Raw genomic sequence first — 15,532 nt, 5'->3', positions numbered from 1 at the left:
CCGGATGGCGCGCGATTGACTTGTAGCAGGGCGAATGCGTCCGTACAATGCGCGGCCTTGTCCCCGCTGGGCATGCGTGTCCGTGCGCGCCTCAAGCGGGTTTGGGGCCCCAATCCGCGGGCCGATTTTGGGAGATTTCGCATCGCTTTGGAACGTGAAGACCGGCGCAACCATCAGATCACCGCGCCGCGCGTACGTGTCATCGCAGAAGACGGCAGCCAGCTCGGCATCCTGCCGACCCGTGAAGCGCTGCTGAGGGCCGAGGAGGCGGGGCTAGATCTCGTCGAGGTCTCCCCCAATGCCGATCCGCCGGTCTGCAAGATCATGGATTACGGCAAGTACCTTTACCAAAAGGACAAGGCCGCGCAAGCTGCAAAGAAAAAGCAGAAGCAGATCCAGGTCAAGGAGATCAAATTCCGGCCGACGACCGAGGAAGCGGACTACCAGACCAAGCTGCGCGCGATCCTGCGTTTCCTCGAAGACGGCGACAAGGTCAAGATCGTCGTCCGCTTCCGTGGGCGCGAGCTGGCTCATCAGGAACTCGGCATGCAGATGATGGACCGCCTGCGTAACGATCTGGGCGATCTGGTCGTGGTCGAGCAACTCCCGAAAATGGAAGGCCGCCAGTCGGTCATGGTCATCGCACCCAAGCGCAAGTAGCGAATCGCGCAAGCTGCGGCGGCGCCGGCGTATACCCTGCGCCGCCGTGCGACTTGAAACTTCCTGCGGGAACGGCAACAATCGCGCCCCTTTCTGCGGTCGCCGCAGAATTTTTTGGAAGTCCTCCCCGTTCCGGGGAGGCCCGGCCAGCTCCCGAGGCATGGATGCGAAGCCGGCAACGACCCAACAGGAGCCCAAGAAATGCCTAAGATGAAAACCGTGAAAAGCGCGGCCAAGCGCTTTGCCAAAACCGGCAAAGGCGGCTTCAAGCGCTCCCACTCGCACAAGCGCCACCTGCTGACCAAAAAGTCGGGCAAGCGCATCCGCCAGCTTCGCGGCGAGACGCAAGTGCATCCGTCCGATCTGCGCGAAGTCCGCATCATGCTGCCGTACGCTTGAGCGATAAGGAGACATCACGATGGCACGCGTCAAAAGAGGTGTGACCGCCCGCGCCAAGCACAAGAAAGTGCTCAAGCAGGCCAAGGGCTATTACGGCGCCAAGTCGCGTCAGTTCCGCTCCGCCAAGGAGCAGGTCATGAAGTCGGGCCAGTATGCCTACCGTGACCGCCGCGTGAAGAAACGCGATTTCCGCGCGCTGTGGATCATCCGCATCGGTGCGGCGGCCAAGGCATTGGGTCTGTCCTACAGCCGGTTCATCAGCGGGCTCGCCAAGGCCGGCGTCGCCCTCGACCGCAAAGTGCTCGCAGATCTCGCGGTTCACGACAAGGCGGCGTTCAGCGCCCTGGTGGCCCAGGCCAAAGCCCAGCTCGGCGCCTGAAGTCCCTTCGTCGTCTTCGCAGTACCCGACAAGGGGAACGGCTGGCCGCCGTTCCCCTTTCGTTTTTTCCGAGCCGAGCCGAAACTTCATGCGCCGCCGGTCCGATCGATCAGGCCGGCGCATGCATGATCGATCCATCTTCCGCCATGACGACTGCATCCCTCGAAGACCTGTTGCATCAGGCCCAGGCCGACATCGCCGCAGCCGCGGACACCCGCACACTCGATGCGCTGCGCGTCGATTTGCTGGGCAAGAAAGGCCGCATCACCGAGCTGCTCAAACAGCTCGGCACCATGGCTCCGGACGAACGCAAGGCTTTCGGCGAGCGCGTCAACCGCCTCAAGGAGACGGTGGCGCAAGCCATCGAACAGCGTGCCCGCGCGCTCGAGGCCCAGGCGCTCGCGCAAAGGCTCGCCAGCGAGCGCATCGACGTCACCTTGCCGGGCCGCGGCGAGCTGCCCGGCGGCCTGCATCCGATCACGCGCACGATTGAGCGTATCAGCCGTCTGTTCGGCGAACTCGGTTTCGAAACCGTCGAGGGGCCGGAGATCGAGGATGATTTCCACAATTTCAGCGCCCTCAACATTCCAGAGGCGCATCCGGCGCGGGCCATGCAGGATACGTTTTACGTCATGAACGGAACGCGCCTGCTGCGCACGCACACAAGCCCCGTACAAATCCGCACGATGCAGACGCGCAAGCCACCGATCCGCATCATCTGCCCGGGCCGCGTCTATCGCTGCGATTCGGATCGCACGCACAGCCCGATGTTCCATCAGGTCGAGGGCCTGTACGTCGCCGAGAGGGTGACGTTCGCCGATCTCAAGTATGACCTGCAAACCTTTCTGTCGCGTTTCTTCGAACGGGAAGTCGAGGCCTTGTTCCGCCCGTCGTACTTTCCATTCGTCGAGCCGGGCGCCGACGTGCACATGCGCTGGGGTGACCGCTGGCTGGAGCTGCTCGGCTGCGGCATGGTACATCCCAAGGTATTCGAAGCCGTCGGCATCGACCCGGAGCGTTACACCGGTTATGCCTTCGGCATGGGCGTCGAGCGCATGGCGATGTTGCGCTATGGCGTCGATGATCTACGCCTGTTCTTCGACAACGATTTGCGCTTCCTGGAGCAGTTCAAGTGAAACTGAGCGAAACCTGGCTGCGTGAGTGGGTCAACCCGCCCGCCACGATCCACGACATCGCCCAGCGCCTGGTGATGGGCGGATTCGAGCTGGACATCGAGCCGGCCATGGACACTTTGCCGGAAGGTGTCGTCGTCGGCCGCATCGTCTCCGCCGAAAAGCATCCGCAGGCCGATCGTCTCCAGGTCTGCCGCGTCGACGTCGGCACGGGCGAGCCGCTACAAATCGTTTGCGGCGCACCCAATGCGCGCCCCGGCCTTCATGCGCCTTGCGCACTGGTGGGCGCGCGTCTGCCCGGTGGCATGGAAATCACGCAGGCCCGGCTGCGGGGCGTGGACAGCTTCGGCATGCTGTGTTCGGCCAAGGAGCTGGCATTGTCCGATAAGTCGGAGGGGCTGCTGGAGCTCGACGCCACCGCCAAGCCGGGCCAGCCGATCACCGACTATCTGAATCTCCAGGACCACGTGCTGAACCTGGAGATCACCCCCAACCGCGGGGACTGCCTGTCGGTCCTGGGTCTTGCACGCGACATCGCCGCGCTCTACGGCGTCAACATGAAGCGGCCCAATCTGCCACCGGCAATCGTCGTCGGCCACCAAATGCTCAAGGTGGAAATCGACGATCCGGCAACCTGCCCGACCTACGCCGGCCGCATCATCTCCAGGCTCAATCCCAAGGCGCGCACCCCGGACTGGATGCGCGAGCGCCTGCGCCGCAGCGGCTTGCGGTGCATCCACCCGGTCGTCGATGTCACCAATTACGTGATGCTCGAGCTGGGCCAGCCGCTGCATGCCTTCGACCGCGAAAAACTCACGGGCACCGTGCGCGTGCGCCGCGCCCGCGCCGGCGAACATCTGGAGGTATTGACGGGAGAAGTGCTGACGCTGGCGCACGGTGAGCTGCTGATTGCCGACGACAAAAGACCTTTGGCGCTGGCAGGCGTGATGGGCGGCCGCGACTCCGGCGTCACCGAGACCACCACCTGCATCTTCCTCGAGTCGGCGTGCTTTGCACCCCATGCGATCTCCGGCACCGCGCGCCGCCACAAGCTCACCTCCGATGCCGCTTACCGCTTCGAGCGCGGTGTCGATCCGGCCTTGCAGCGCGCGGCCCTGGATCGTGCCACCCAGCTCATCACCGAGATCTGCGGCGGCGAAGTCCATCCGGTGACGCAAGTCGGTCGCACCCAGCCGGAGACAGTCATGGTGCGTCTGCGCCATGCGCGCCTGGTGCAGCTGCTCGGCCACGACATCCCGCCACGCGAGGTCGAACACTTGCTGGGTCGGTTAGGTATTGCCCTACGCAACGAAATCGGCGACAGCTGGGTCTGCCGCATTCCCAGCCACCGGTACGATCTGCGCATCGAAGCCGACCTGATCGAAGAGGTCGCGCGTCTGTACGGCTATGACCGCATCCCGGCCAAACCCTATCTCGCCGCGTTGGCACCAGCGCAGTCATCCGAGAGCACGCGCACGCTCAGCGCCGCGCGCGCGACCTTGACCGCGCGTGGCTGGCAGGAGGTGGTGACGCTTGCGTTTGCCGATCCACGCTTGCAGCAAGCCCTATCACCGCAGACCACACCGGTTCCGATCGACAATCCGATGGCCGACACCCAGTCGGTCATGCGCACCACGCTGTGGTCGGGCCTGATTTCTGCCTGGCTGTACAACCGCCAGCGCCAGACCACACGTGTGCGCCTGTTCGAAGCAGGGGTCTGTTTCTCGCTGGAGGCCGGCACCGTCATCGAGACGCAGCGGCTCGCGGGCCTGGCCACCGGCAGCGCCGCCACCGAACAATGGGGCAAGAAAAATCGCCCGGTAGATTTCTACGATCTCAAAGCCGAGGTCGTCGCGCTGCTCGGCGCATCCGCGGACGAATACCGTTTCGAGGCGCTCGCGCACCCGGCGCTGCATCCCGGCCGCTGCGCACGCATCCTGCGCGGTGAACGGCCGGCCGGCTGGATCGGCGAGCTGCATCCGCAGGTCGCCCAGACGCTCGATCTGCCCGAAGCCCCTCTGGTCTTCGAACTTGACTGGAACATCGTCCGCGAGGTGCCGGTACCACGCCCCAGACCGCTGTCGGAATTCCCCTCCTCGCGCCGCGACATCGCCGTCGTCGTCGCCGACGATCTGCCCGTAGAAACGCTGCTGACGGTCGCATGCCGCGCCGGTGGCCCTCTCTTGCAGAAAATCCTCGTGTTCGACATCTACCGTGGCGAAGGTCTCGGAAAGGGCTGCAAAAGCGTTGCTTTGGGCTTGATTTTCAATGACTATTCGCGCACGCTAACCGTGCAAGACATCGACGCGGCGACGGCCTCCATCGCCCAGGCACTGGCGCAGGACGTGGGCGCCGCAATCCGCCAATAAGCATTCCAGAAAGGGACTGTACGTGGCGCTGACGAAGGCAGAACTGGCAGAAGCCTTGTTCGATGAGCTGGGTCTGAACAAGCGCGAAGCCAAGGAATTCGTGGACCTCTTTTTCGAGGAGATTCGCCGCTGCCTGGAAACCGGCGAGGAGGTCAAGCTCTCCGGCTTTGGTAATTTCGAACTGCGCTCGAAGAACCAGCGCCCGGGCCGCAATCCCAAAACCGGCGAGGAGATTCCGATTTCCGCGCGCCGTGTCGTAACGTTCCGTCCTGGCCAGAAACTACGCCTGAGGGTCGAAACCGATGTCACCCGCCGATAGCAAGCCGTTGCCGGAGATTCCGCGCAAGCGCTACTTCGCGATCGGCGAGGTCAGCGCGCTGTGCGAAGTCAAACCACACGTGCTGCGCTACTGGGAGCAGGAATTCCCGCAGCTTAGGCCGGTGAAACGGCGCGGCAACCGCCGCTATTACCAGCAGGAAGACGTGTTGATGGTGCGCCGCATCCGCAGTCTGCTCTACGAGCAGGGCTTCACGATCGGCGGTGCACGCCAGCGCCTCAAGGAAATGGGCAAGGCGCCAACGCCCGTCAACGATCACTCCGCCACCGCGTCCGCCAACAGCGGCCGACCGGTGAGCAATCGGGCCGAGGAAATCAAAAAACTGCGCGACGAGCTGGAATCGCTGTTGCGCATGCTGCCCGACTGAGCATTCGCTTTCATTGCCCGTGGGCGTCGGCTACACTGCGCGCCCCTCATCTTTTCCCGTGTCGGGGCGTAGCGCAGCCTGGTAGCGCACCTCCTTGGGGTGGAGGTGGTCGGAGGTTCAAATCCTCTCGCCCCGACCAGTTCGTTCATACCCCGTCGCCACTGGCACGGCGGGTGATGAGCCTGCAAGGCAATCACCGCCGTTCCGTCGGCGCGCAGCAGATCCGGCTCACCGGGCGATCGCGGCGCGCGCGATCAAGACATCCATCGGCGCATCGGCCGGCAGCGTGCCGTAATTGAGGCCATGTTCGCCGCCCAGGCGCGTCGCACAAAAGGTATCGGCAACGGCAGCATTGCCGGCACGCACGAGCACCGCCGCCTGCAGCGCCAGCGCCATGCGCTCGACGACCATGCGACTGCGCAACTCCAGCGTGGTGACATCGTCGAAGGCCGTGGCGAGCCACGCGATTTCGCGGTCGAGATGGGCGTTGCCGCCCTTGGCGGTCATCAGCTCGCCGAAAAAGACCTCGCGCGTCTCCGGTTCCTTGGACAGTGCGCGCAGCACGTCGAGACACTGGATGTTGCCGCTGCCCTCCCAGATCGAATTCAGCGGCGCCTGCCGGTACAGGCGCGGCAGAATCGACTCTTCGACATAACCGGCGCCGCCCAGGCACTCCTGCGCTTCATTCACGAAAGCAGGCGCGCGCTTGCAGATCCAGTATTTGCCAATGGCCGTGGCGATGCGTGCGAACGCTGATTCGTGGGCCGTGCGCGGCGCGCCGTCCACCGCCCGCGCAACACGCAAGGCGAGGGCCATGCTCGCCTCGGCATCGAGCGCCAGATCGGCGAGCACGTTCTTCATCAGCACCTGCTCGACGAGTCGCTTGCCGAAGGCCTTGCGATGCTGTGCGTGATGGATGGCCTGAACCAGCGCCTGCCGCATCAACGCGCTGGAACCGATCATGCAGTCCAGGCGCGTCAGCGCGACCATTTCCAGAATCGTGGCCACGCCGCGCCCCTCGGGGCCGACGCGCTGGGCCCAGGCCCCGTGGAATTCGACTTCGCTCGACGCATTGCTCCAATCGCCGAGCTTGTCTTTCAGACGCTGGATATGGATCGCGTTACGCGAGCCGTCGGGCCGCAGCTTGGGCATCAAGAAACAGCCCAGCCCAGCATCGGTATACGCGAGCACGAGCCAGGCATCGCACATGGGCGCGGAGAAAAACCACTTGTGCCCGACGATCTCGTAACTGCCATCGGCCTGCGCATACGCGCGCGTCGTGTTCGCGCGCACATCCGACCCCCCCTGTTTCTCGGTCATGCCCATACCGATCGTGCATGCGGTTTTCTGCGCCGCCGGCAGCACGCGCGGGTCGTACTCGTATGCCGTGATTTTCGGCAACCACAGCGCGGCGAGCGCTGGCTCGCGGCGCAACACCGGCACCGCCGAATGGGTCATCGTCAGCGGACAACCCGTACCGGCCTCGGCCTGGCTGTGCATGTATGACAGCGCCGCGCGGGCGACATGCGCGCCGGGCGTGGATTCGTTGCGCCATGCGAAAGCATGCACGCCGTGCTGCATCGCGAGCTGCATCACGCGGTGATAAGCCGGATGGAATTCAACCTCATCGATCCGGTGGCCGTAGCGGTCGAAGGCGCGCAGTTTCGGCTTGTTCTCGTTCGCCGCGAAGCCGAGTTCCATCAGCTCGCCCCCCGCGACGACACCAAAAGCAGCGAGCTCGGGCTCGGCCCAGAGCCCTCCCTCGCGCTCGACCGCCTCGCGCAAGGCGATATCGGTCGTCCAGGCGTCGTAACGGCCCAGCGGCGGCGCCTGGTTTTCGACGACATGGGTCTTGAAGCGCTCGGCAACGCTCATACGCTCTCCGGTGTCGTGGCATGCCATGAGATCTCTATGTTTGCACATTCCACGATTGTTGCCGCGCCAGCGCCCGACCCAAGGACGGTCTCACGCACACCCATCGATGACAGGCATCGATGTACAACCACCTGCGGTAACCTGCGAACACACCGATCGCATCACTGTGAGCGTGCACAAGCTTCGTGCTGGTTGCCGTGATGGTTGTGAACTGAACAAGCTTGAGTTTTACTCGCTGTACCGGTCTGAAACCGGCGCTGAGACAAATTTTTTACCGATATCCGATCTGCTCGGGCACAACAAGCATCCCAGGACGCCGATATGACACCACCCCCCGATCCTTACGGCCGCTCCGCGCCAGATCCGTTCATCCGTCGCTGGCTGTTCATGACGGCGTGCATCGCCGCGCTCATGCTGCTGTGGCAGTTCCTGCCAGCGATCGAGGCTCTGCTGAGTCCGCGCGTGGCGAGCGAACGCACGGTCACGCCACGCGGGGATCTGGCCGCAGACGAGCAGGCGACGATCGAGCTGTTCGAGAAAGCCCGCGACTCGGTGGTCTATATCAGCACCGCACAGTGGGTGCGCGATGTCTGGACCCGCAACGTCTTTTCCGTGCCGCGCGGGACGGGTTCCGGCTTCATCTGGGACGATGCCGGCCACGTCGTCACCAATTTCCATGTCATCCAGGGCGCCTCCGAAGCCACGGTCAAGCTGGCCGATGGCCGCAGCTACCGCGCTGCGCTGGTGGGCACAAGCCCGGCGCACGACATCGCCGTGCTCAAGATCGGTGTCGGTTTCAAGCGCCCGCCGGCCGTGCCCATCGGTACCAGCGCCGATCTCAAGGTAGGACAGAAAGTGTTTGCGATCGGCAATCCGTTCGGCCTTGACTGGACGCTGACCACCGGCATCGTCTCCGCGCTCGACCGCTCCTTGCCAGGCGAAGCCGGCGGCCCGACGATCGACCATCTGATCCAGACCGACGCCGCGATCAATCCCGGCAATTCCGGCGGCCCGCTGCTCGACTCGGCCGGGCGTCTGATCGGCATCAATACCGCGATCTACAGCCCGTCAGGGGCATCGGCGGGAATCGGCTTTGCCGTACCGGTCGATACGGTCATGCGCGTGGTCCCCCAGCTCATCAAGACCGGCCGTTACATCCGCCCGGCGCTGGGCATCGAAGTGGATGAGGATCTCAACGCGCATCTGCAACTGCTGACCGGGCAAAAGGGCGTGTTCGTTCTGCGCGTCATCCCCGGCTCGGCGGCAGACAAAGCCGGGCTGATCGGGGCCCAAATCGTTGGCGGGAATATCGTTCCCGGCGACCGCATCGCACGGATCGATGGCCAACCCGTGGACGATGTCGCCGCCCTGCTCGCGCGGCTCGACGACCGCAACGTCGGCGACGTGGTGACCCTGTCCGTCGAGCGCTCCGGACAACACCGCGACGTGCAGGTCGAGCTGCAGGCCGGAGTGTAATCGCGCGATCACACCCGAATCACGCCGCGCATCGCATGGCAGACGCTCGCGCGCGTCGGGAAATCCCGGCGAGCAGAAATTCTTACTTGTGGGTTTTGAGCAGCGCGGCGACTTTGTCGATGTACTTTTTCATCGCTTCGTCGGTTTTCATGCCCTTGAGCTTGGCCCAGGCGTCGTACTTGGCGCGACCGACCATGTCGAGCATGCCCGGACGGCTGCCGTGGACATCGCCTTCCGTGGCCTGTTTGTAATGCGCGTAGAGAAACAGCATGGTGTCGTTGTCGGGGCGCCGGGTCAGCGTCTTGACGTCTTGCTGCGCCTGCGCGAACTGTGCCTTGAGGTCGGCCATCTCGTCTCTCCGTGAATGAAAGCCCGTGATCGGGCGCGGACATGCTCACGCGAGCATAACAAAGGCGATCAAAACCGCGCGCAAGGGATGCTCAGACACGGCTTGCAAAAATCCGTCCGGAACCGCCATCGAGCGGGATCGCATACCCGATTTCGGCCTCGAAATCGACGAAATGCGAAAAACGAATGCGCAATCCAAGCCCCAGGCTGCCGTAAATGCGATCGAAGCCAACGTCCTGCGGGCGCGCGAACACATTACCGGCCTCGGCGAGGACGACCCAGCGCAGCCAGCGCTTCCAGATCGGCCGCGCGAACTCGACGGTGACGTAGTAGTAAGCGTTGCCCTCGATGAAATTGCTGTCGTAGCCGCGCAGGCGGCTGGCACCGCCGAGTCCGTATTGCACGACGCCATCGGGGCCATCGAAGTACTGGCCCGTTTGCGCCAGCAGATGCAGGGTCTGGTGCGCAGTGGTGCCGACCGCAAAACTGCCCACATAGGCGGTGTCCAGACTCACAAAACTGTAATCGCTGCCCCAGCCGTCCGCGGCAAAAGCAGTGCTCACGCTCCAGCGCTGACCGACCTCGCTGTAGATACGGTTGTGAGAATCGCGGTACCCGACGGACAGCGTGGGCGACAGCGCATCGCCGTACGCCGGCGGAGCCGCTGCACCGCTGGTACGCTGCCGGGTCCAGGCCAGACCGGTGCCGAGCGTTAAGCCTTGGCTCGCCGGACCGTCGGAAAAAGTGCGCGACAGACGTACGCTGGCGCGCCGGAAAGTCTCCGTGTACTCCCCGCCGTCCCCGGTAACCGGGCGTGTCGTGTAACTGACACCTCCTCCCAGCCGGTACAGGCCATCGGCAAAAAAGGGCGCATCGTAGCTGGTGAAGACATGCGTTTCCTTGCCGATGCCCTGCCGCTGCGCGTTTTCCTGCTCGGCAACGAGGCGAAAGGTGTGGTTGAGCCCGGCGACATTGTCCCAGCGCAACTGGGCGCCATAGGCATAGCGGCCGTCGCTTTTGATGTCCCCGCGCGGCATCGGCAGCACGTAGTAGCGCTCATCGACGCTGAAGATCACCCGCACGCCGCCCTCGACCGTTTCGGTACGCAGATGCACACGCCGGAACAGACCAAGATCGAGCAGGCCCTGACGGCTGCGTTCGAGTGCGACGGGATCGGCCGGATCGCCGACGCGCACCACCAGCTCACGCAGCATGACGCTGCGACGGGTGACCGCATTGCCCTCGAAAACGATCTCGGCAATCGGCGGATGGGACTGAACTTCGGCGAGCGCCGGAAATCCGCACGCCCACAGCACCGCGGCATACCATCGCTTCACGATTTGCGCTCCAGCAGCTTGAAGCAGTAGGCGTATGGATGGTGCGCATCCGCAGGATGCGGTTCGGCCCACACCTCGCGCCACTGACTGGGCTTTAGCTCGGGAAAATATGTATCGCCGGGCAGTTCCGCGTCCACTTCCGTGAGATAGATCCGCTCCGTTTGCGGCAGCGTTTGCCGATACAGCTCGGCGCCCCCGATCACCATCAATTCACCGTGACGATGCGCCTCGAGGGCTGCCTCGAGGGTGTGGAACACCCGGCAGCCGGGCGCGGCAAAGCGAGGATCGCGTGTCAGCACCCAGTTTTCGCGCTCGGGCAGCGGGCGCCCCAGTGAATCCCAGGTTTTGCGCCCCATCAGCACGGTCTTGCCGACGGTCAGACGCTTGAAATGCCGCAGGTCGTTCGGCAATCGCCATGGCAGCCCGCCCGCGCGGCCGATCAGGCGACTGCGGTCCATCGCGACGATGATGGCCAGCACAGAGGGCTCGATACTCATGGTCGCACACACCCGCCGCCCGGTCCCATCTCGCCCTTCCTTGCGCCCAGGCGCCCGTCCAGAAACGGTCCCTGCTACACCGCCACCGGCGCTTTGATATGCGGATGGGGATCGTATCCGATGAGTTCAAAATCCTCGTACTGGAACGCAAACAAATCCTTGACGTCCGGATTGAGTTTCATCACCGGCAGCGGCCGCGGCGTGCGCGACAGCTGTTCACGCGCCTGCTCCAGGTGATTGAGGTAGAGGTGACAGTCGCCACCGGTCCAGATGAACTCGCCAGGTTTTAGATCCGTGACCTGCGCGATCATCATCGTCAGCAATGCATAGCTGGCGATGTTGAAGGGCAGGCCAAGGAAAATATCGGCACTGCGCTGATAGAGCTGGCACGACAAGTGCCCCTGCGCGACGTAGAACTGGAACAAGGCGTGGCAGGGCATCAGGGCCATCTGGTCCAGCTCGCCGACGTTCCAGGCCGAGACGATCAGCCGCCGCGAATCCGGATTGCCGCGGATCTGGTCGAGCAGAAGTTGGATCTGGTCGATGTAACGGCCATCGGCGGTCGGCCAGGATCGCCATTGCCTGCCGTAGACCGGGCCGAGTTCGCCGTTTTCGTCGGCCCATTCGTCCCAGATGGTGACCCCGTTTTCCCTCAGGTAACGGATGTTGGTCTCACCCCTGAGGAACCACAGCAACTCGTGGATGATCGAGCGCACGTGGAGTTTCTTGGTCGTCACCAGCGGAAACCCGTCGCTGAGACGAAAACGCATTTGGTAACCGAACACCGACAACGTACCGGTCCCGGTACGGTCGCTTTTCTCCACCCCGTGCTCGAGCACGTGGCGCATCAGGTCGTGATACTGGCGCATGGCCCCATTCTAGCCCGAGCCGCGGGCGCTGCCCCCCACGGGTGCATACACCGGATGACGGTAAGCCAGAACCATCATCACCAGACCTGCGACCCACATCGGCGCGCTGAGCACCATCCCCATCGTCAGCCAGTCGGTACCGGCGAGATAGCCGATGTGCGCATCCGGCAGGCGCACGAACTCGACCAGCGTGCGGAACACCCCATACCCGAGCAGGAACAACCCCGACACCGCCATGCGCGGCCGCGGCCTGCGGCCGAACCACCAGAGGATGGCAAACAGCACCAGACCTTCGAGCAGCGCCTCGTAGAGCATCGAGGGATGGCGCGGCACGGCATCCACGCGCGGGAACACCATGCCCCAGGGCAGGCTGGTCGGCGCCCCCCAGAGTTCGCCGTTGATGAAATTGCCGATGCGGCCGGTGAACAAACCGACCGGAATCATCGGCACCGCGAAATCGCCGACATCGAAGAAGTTGAGCCGCTGGATGCGCGCGTACCAGCCGATTGCGACGAGCACGCCGATCAGTCCGCCGTGGAAAGACATGCCGCCCTCCCAGATGCGCAGGACCGACAGTGGCTCCGCGATGAACCGGTCCAGACCATAGAACACCGTATAGCCGATGCGGCCGCCCAGAATCACGCCGAGCACGCCGTAGAACAACAGGTCCGAGACGCGTTCGCGCGGCCAGTTGACGTGCGGTAGCGCCGCGCGGCGCAAACCCAGCCACCAGAATCCGAGAAACCCGAGCAGATACATCAGCCCGTACCAGTGCACGGACAACGGCCCGAGCCGCAGCGCAACGGGATCGATATTGGGATGGATAAGCATGGCGAGCGATTGTAGCCGTTGCCAGTCGGGAAACGCGGGTGGAAAGACCAGGGGTGACGCGCCATAGCGCGTCGTTCAGCCTTTCCACGCGCGACAATAAAACGCCTTCAAGTAACGTGTTTCCGGGATCGCCGGATGCACCGGATGATCCGGCCCCTGCCCGCCCTGCTCCAGGATTTGCAGCCGCCGGCCAACCTGGCGTGACTCCCGCAACAAAACCCGTTGCAGGGCATCGGCGTCGAGATGATACGAACACGAGCAGGCCACGAGGATGCCGTCCGGTGCCAACACGTGCAATGCGGCGCGGTGGAGTGCGGCGTAATGGGCAAGACCGGCCTCGTAATCCTTGCGCCGCTTGATCAGCGCTGGCGGATCGACGATGACGACATCGAAACGGCGTTCGGCTGCGCGCAGGGACTTCAGCGCATCGAGGGCATCGCCGTGGATCGTTTCCAGGGTATGGCCATTGAGCGCGGCATTGCCACGCGCCGCATCCAGCGCGGATGCCGACGCATCGATACACGCTGCCGATGCCGCGCCGTAGCGCAGGGCATGCAGGGCCCAGGCCCCGACGTAGCTGAACACGTCGAGTACGCGAGCGCCGCGCACATAGCGTTGCAAGCGGCTGCGATTGTCGCGCTGATCGAAGAAAAAACCGGTCTTCTGCCCCTCCCGCAGATCGACGCGCAAACGCAGACCGTCCTCGACGACCTCGACCGTCTCCGGCACCACCCCCAGAATCTCGTCATCGGCCGGCAAACCCTCGAGTGCGCGCATGGCGCCATCGCCGCGCAGCACGATGCCGTCGGGCCGCAACGTGCTGCGCAGCGCATCGATCAGCAGCGGCTTGAGCCGCTCCATGCCGGCCGTCGTGACCTGCACGACGAGGATGCCCCCATAGCGATCGACGACGACACCCGGCAAACCATCGGACTCGCCGTGAACGAGCCGGTAGTACGGCTGCGCATACAGCCGTTCGCGCAACGCCAGCGCCGCGTGCAGACGCCGCTCGAACCAGGCAAGGTCGATCGTTGCCCGCGCATCGCTGCTGAGCAGCCGCACGGCAAGCACGGTATGCGGGTTGACGTAGCCAATGCCGAGCGGCTTGCCGCGGCTGTCCACCACCCGGCACAGGCTGCCGGGCGCGATCGTACGAAACTGCGCGTCGGTTTCGATCTCGTTGGAATAAATCCAGAGATGACCGGCGCGCACGCGCCGCTCCTCGTGCGGCTTGAGCGTGAGGGTGAGCATGGGCGCGGCGCCAAAGGCCTCAGGCGAAATCGAAACGGAATTCCCGGCGGAAACGCTCGCGGAATTCGTCGATGTGGAACCGGTGGTTCTGCGTACCGGGCCGTTCGATGTTGTAGGCCCCCATCAACGCGGCGATGCGCCCCGTCGTCTCCCAATCCATACCCTGCAGCATGCCGTACAGCAGCCCGCCACGGTAGGCGTCGCCACAGCCGGTCGGATCGGTCAGCGAATCGGCTCTGGCGCAGGGGATGTCATATACCTTGCCGTTCGCATAAATCTGCGAACCCTTGGCGCCCCGGGTCACAATCAGCGCTTCGACACGTGCGGCGATCTGCTTGAGGGACCAGCCGGTGCGCTCCATCAGCAGCTCGGACTCATAATCGTTGACGGCGACATAGCTGGCCTGCTCGATGAACGTCTTGAGCTCATCGCCGGTGAACATCGGCAGACCCTGCCCGGGGTCGAACAGAAAGGGAATGCCGGCCTGCGCGAACTGGCGCGCATGCTTGATCATGCCCTCACGGCCATCGGGAGACACCGAGCCAATGCGGATTCCCGCCGTCGGAATGTCCTGGGTATGCGCATGGTTCATCGCCCCGGGATGAAACGCGGTGATCTGGTTGTCGTCGAGGTCGGTGGTGATATAGGCCTGGGCGGTGTAAGTGCCGGGAATGGTCTTGATGTACTGCCGCGATATCCCGAGCCTGTCGAGCCATTCGGCATAGCGGTCGAAATCTTCGCCAACGGTCCCCATCGGCAAGACCTCAGCGCCGAGCAGCCTGAGGTTGTACGCGATGTTGCCCGCGGTACCCCCGAACTCGCGCCGCAGCTGCGGCACCAGGAATGCCACGTTGAGGATGTGGACCTTGTCCGGGAGAATTTCGTTCTTGAAGCGTCCCGGGAACACCATGATGGTGTCGTAGGCCAGAGAACCGCAAATCAAAGCCGACATCGTCGATTCGTCCTTTATTTCGGTGAGAGGGTCGTCATACCGCAAACCAGTGTGGCGCAAATACACCGCGCCTGCCGCCTGAAGCTTTTGTGAAACCCATTAGCTTTTCTTAAGGAGCAGCGCAGAAAATCTCTGTTGTTGCAATGCAACAAAACGCCCATAAATAGGTCCAACGGATGGGCCGCAATCCTGTGGTCCTTTGTAAGTCAAGGAGTTGGACAATGGACGTACTTCCTTTGGTCAGTTTCGTGCTGTGGGCCACCGGCCTGAGCGTCGCTGCGCTGGCGGGGCTGATGCTGCTGGACTGGCATAGCGCACGGCAACAACGCCGGGCGTCACCCCAGCCTCCGGTCCATCGGGTCGCTCCTTGCGCGCAAGGCACCACTGCCGCGAACGCGCCCGAGGCTCGCCCCCTGCGCAAGGCGGCCTGAGGTGCCGACAAAAGCCCGCCC

At 63.9% G+C, this 15,532-nt stretch carries 17 protein-coding genes and 1 tRNA gene; 10 read left to right on the top strand and 8 right to left on the bottom strand.

Annotated features, from left to right (window positions below; genetic code table 11):
• Positions 1 to 72 precede the first annotated feature (72 nt).
• The 8 genes from infC (at position 73) to BMZ48_RS03760 (ending at position 5,783) form a co-directional block, all read left to right on the top strand.
• The gene (gene infC, locus BMZ48_RS03795) at positions 73 to 660 is read left to right on the top strand and encodes a translation initiation factor IF-3 (RefSeq protein ID WP_091532081.1); all 588 of its coding nucleotides are present in this window, start codon (positions 73 to 75) and stop codon (positions 658 to 660) included.
• Between the two features lie 201 nt (positions 661 to 861).
• Entirely contained in the window at positions 862 to 1,059 is a 198-nt protein-coding gene (gene rpmI / locus BMZ48_RS03790) for a 50S ribosomal protein L35 (RefSeq protein ID WP_091532079.1), read from the top strand.
• Positions 1,060 to 1,078: 19 nt separating this feature from the next.
• On the top strand, positions 1,079 to 1,438 hold the full coding sequence (gene rplT, locus BMZ48_RS03785; RefSeq protein WP_091532077.1) for a 50S ribosomal protein L20: 360 nt from the start codon (positions 1,079 to 1,081) through the stop codon (positions 1,436 to 1,438).
• 146 nt (positions 1,439 to 1,584) lie between these two features.
• The gene (gene pheS / locus BMZ48_RS03780; RefSeq protein WP_091532450.1) at positions 1,585 to 2,574 is read left to right on the top strand and encodes a phenylalanine--tRNA ligase subunit alpha; all 990 of its coding nucleotides are present in this window, start codon (positions 1,585 to 1,587) and stop codon (positions 2,572 to 2,574) included.
• Complete coding sequence (gene pheT, locus BMZ48_RS03775; RefSeq protein ID WP_091532075.1) at positions 2,571 to 4,940, top strand: phenylalanine--tRNA ligase subunit beta; 2,370 nt, start codon at positions 2,571 to 2,573, stop codon at positions 4,938 to 4,940. Before pheS ends, pheT begins: the two co-directional genes overlap by 4 nt.
• 22 nt (positions 4,941 to 4,962) lie before the next feature.
• On the top strand, positions 4,963 to 5,259 hold the full coding sequence (locus BMZ48_RS03770) for an integration host factor subunit alpha (RefSeq protein WP_091532073.1): 297 nt from the start codon (positions 4,963 to 4,965) through the stop codon (positions 5,257 to 5,259).
• Complete coding sequence (locus BMZ48_RS03765) at positions 5,243 to 5,644, top strand: MerR family transcriptional regulator (RefSeq protein ID WP_091532071.1); 402 nt, start codon at positions 5,243 to 5,245, stop codon at positions 5,642 to 5,644. Before BMZ48_RS03770 ends, BMZ48_RS03765 begins: the two co-directional genes overlap by 17 nt.
• Before the next feature lie 62 nt (positions 5,645 to 5,706).
• Positions 5,707 to 5,783, top strand: a tRNA-Pro gene (locus BMZ48_RS03760).
• Between the two features lie 89 nt (positions 5,784 to 5,872).
• On the opposite strand, the gene BMZ48_RS03755 is transcribed toward BMZ48_RS03760, so the two are convergent.
• Entirely contained in the window at positions 5,873 to 7,519 is a 1,647-nt protein-coding gene (locus BMZ48_RS03755) for an isovaleryl-CoA dehydrogenase (RefSeq protein WP_091532069.1), read from the bottom strand.
• 321 nt (positions 7,520 to 7,840) lie between these two features.
• Between BMZ48_RS03755 and BMZ48_RS03750 the strand changes: the two genes are divergently transcribed.
• Positions 7,841 to 8,995, top strand: a complete 1,155-nt coding sequence (locus BMZ48_RS03750) for a S1C family serine protease (RefSeq protein ID WP_091532067.1) — start codon at positions 7,841 to 7,843, stop codon at positions 8,993 to 8,995.
• Between the two features lie 82 nt (positions 8,996 to 9,077).
• Here the strand turns inward: BMZ48_RS03750 and BMZ48_RS03745 are convergent, their stop codons facing one another.
• From BMZ48_RS03745 to BMZ48_RS03715, 7 genes are all read right to left on the bottom strand, one after another.
• The gene (locus BMZ48_RS03745) at positions 9,078 to 9,344 is read right to left on the bottom strand and encodes an acyl-CoA-binding protein (protein ID WP_091532065.1); all 267 of its coding nucleotides are present in this window, start codon (positions 9,342 to 9,344) and stop codon (positions 9,078 to 9,080) included.
• Between the two features lie 91 nt (positions 9,345 to 9,435).
• Positions 9,436 to 10,680: a POTRA domain-containing protein gene (locus BMZ48_RS03740; RefSeq protein ID WP_159431068.1), complete on the bottom strand. Its 1,245-nt coding sequence runs from the start codon at positions 10,678 to 10,680 to the stop codon at positions 9,436 to 9,438.
• Positions 10,677 to 11,177, bottom strand: coding sequence for a dihydrofolate reductase (locus tag BMZ48_RS03735; protein ID WP_091532062.1), 501 nt, complete (start codon positions 11,175 to 11,177; stop codon positions 10,677 to 10,679). The genes BMZ48_RS03740 and BMZ48_RS03735 overlap by 4 nt, the downstream gene beginning before the upstream one ends.
• Positions 11,178 to 11,251: 74 nt before the next feature.
• Positions 11,252 to 12,046 carry a thymidylate synthase gene (locus BMZ48_RS03730; RefSeq protein WP_091532059.1) on the bottom strand — a complete coding sequence of 265 codons (795 nt, stop codon included), beginning with the start codon at positions 12,044 to 12,046 and terminating at the stop codon, positions 11,252 to 11,254.
• Positions 12,047 to 12,055: 9 nt separating this feature from the next.
• Complete coding sequence (gene lgt / locus BMZ48_RS03725) at positions 12,056 to 12,877, bottom strand: prolipoprotein diacylglyceryl transferase (protein WP_091532057.1); 822 nt, start codon at positions 12,875 to 12,877, stop codon at positions 12,056 to 12,058.
• A 75-nt stretch (positions 12,878 to 12,952) separates the two neighbouring features.
• Positions 12,953 to 14,128: a class I SAM-dependent rRNA methyltransferase gene (locus BMZ48_RS03720; RefSeq protein WP_091532055.1), complete on the bottom strand. Its 1,176-nt coding sequence runs from the start codon at positions 14,126 to 14,128 to the stop codon at positions 12,953 to 12,955.
• Between the two features lie 19 nt (positions 14,129 to 14,147).
• A complete protein-coding gene (locus tag BMZ48_RS03715) occupies positions 14,148 to 15,080 on the bottom strand; it encodes a carbohydrate kinase family protein (RefSeq protein WP_091532448.1) in 933 nt (310 codons plus the stop codon).
• A gap of 221 nt (positions 15,081 to 15,301) precedes the next feature.
• Here BMZ48_RS03715 and BMZ48_RS12850 point away from each other — a divergent pair, with 221 nt between their 5' ends.
• The gene (locus tag BMZ48_RS12850) at positions 15,302 to 15,511 is read left to right on the top strand and encodes a hypothetical protein (protein ID WP_143383616.1); all 210 of its coding nucleotides are present in this window, start codon (positions 15,302 to 15,304) and stop codon (positions 15,509 to 15,511) included.
• Positions 15,512 to 15,532 lie beyond the last annotated feature (21 nt).

Origin of the sequence: Fontimonas thermophila (assembly GCF_900113085.1) — a bacterium.
In the GTDB taxonomy this organism is placed as follows: Bacteria; Pseudomonadota; Gammaproteobacteria; order Nevskiales; family Nevskiaceae; genus Solimonas; species Solimonas thermophila.
Note: the sequence above shows the minus strand (reverse complement) of the source record. Positions and strands in the feature narration are given on the sequence as shown.

What these genes read in the sequence shown, in the direction of transcription:
- infC (WP_091532081.1), top strand. Translation starts at nt 73, where the DNA reads ATGCGTGTCCGTGCGCGCCTCAAGCGGGTTTGGGGCCCCAATCCGCGG.
- rpmI (WP_091532079.1), top strand. Translation starts at nt 862, where the DNA reads ATGCCTAAGATGAAAACCGTGAAAAGCGCGGCCAAGCGCTTTGCCAAA.
- rplT (WP_091532077.1), top strand. Translation starts at nt 1,079, where the DNA reads ATGGCACGCGTCAAAAGAGGTGTGACCGCCCGCGCCAAGCACAAGAAA.
- pheS (WP_091532450.1), top strand. Translation starts at nt 1,585, where the DNA reads ATGACGACTGCATCCCTCGAAGACCTGTTGCATCAGGCCCAGGCCGAC.
- BMZ48_RS03765 (WP_091532071.1), top strand. Translation starts at nt 5,243, where the DNA reads ATGTCACCCGCCGATAGCAAGCCGTTGCCGGAGATTCCGCGCAAGCGC.
- BMZ48_RS03755 (WP_091532069.1), bottom strand. Translation starts at nt 7,519, where the DNA reads ATGAGCGTTGCCGAGCGCTTCAAGACCCATGTCGTCGAAAACCAGGCG.
- BMZ48_RS03750 (WP_091532067.1), top strand. Translation starts at nt 7,841, where the DNA reads ATGACACCACCCCCCGATCCTTACGGCCGCTCCGCGCCAGATCCGTTC.
- BMZ48_RS03745 (WP_091532065.1), bottom strand. Translation starts at nt 9,344, where the DNA reads ATGGCCGACCTCAAGGCACAGTTCGCGCAGGCGCAGCAAGACGTCAAG.
- BMZ48_RS03735 (WP_091532062.1), bottom strand. Translation starts at nt 11,177, where the DNA reads ATGAGTATCGAGCCCTCTGTGCTGGCCATCATCGTCGCGATGGACCGC.
- BMZ48_RS03730 (WP_091532059.1), bottom strand. Translation starts at nt 12,046, where the DNA reads ATGCGCCAGTATCACGACCTGATGCGCCACGTGCTCGAGCACGGGGTG.
- lgt (WP_091532057.1), bottom strand. Translation starts at nt 12,877, where the DNA reads ATGCTTATCCATCCCAATATCGATCCCGTTGCGCTGCGGCTCGGGCCG.
- BMZ48_RS03720 (WP_091532055.1), bottom strand. Translation starts at nt 14,128, where the DNA reads ATGCTCACCCTCACGCTCAAGCCGCACGAGGAGCGGCGCGTGCGCGCC.
- BMZ48_RS03715 (WP_091532448.1), bottom strand. Translation starts at nt 15,080, where the DNA reads ATGTCGGCTTTGATTTGCGGTTCTCTGGCCTACGACACCATCATGGTG.
- BMZ48_RS12850 (WP_143383616.1), top strand. Translation starts at nt 15,302, where the DNA reads ATGGACGTACTTCCTTTGGTCAGTTTCGTGCTGTGGGCCACCGGCCTG.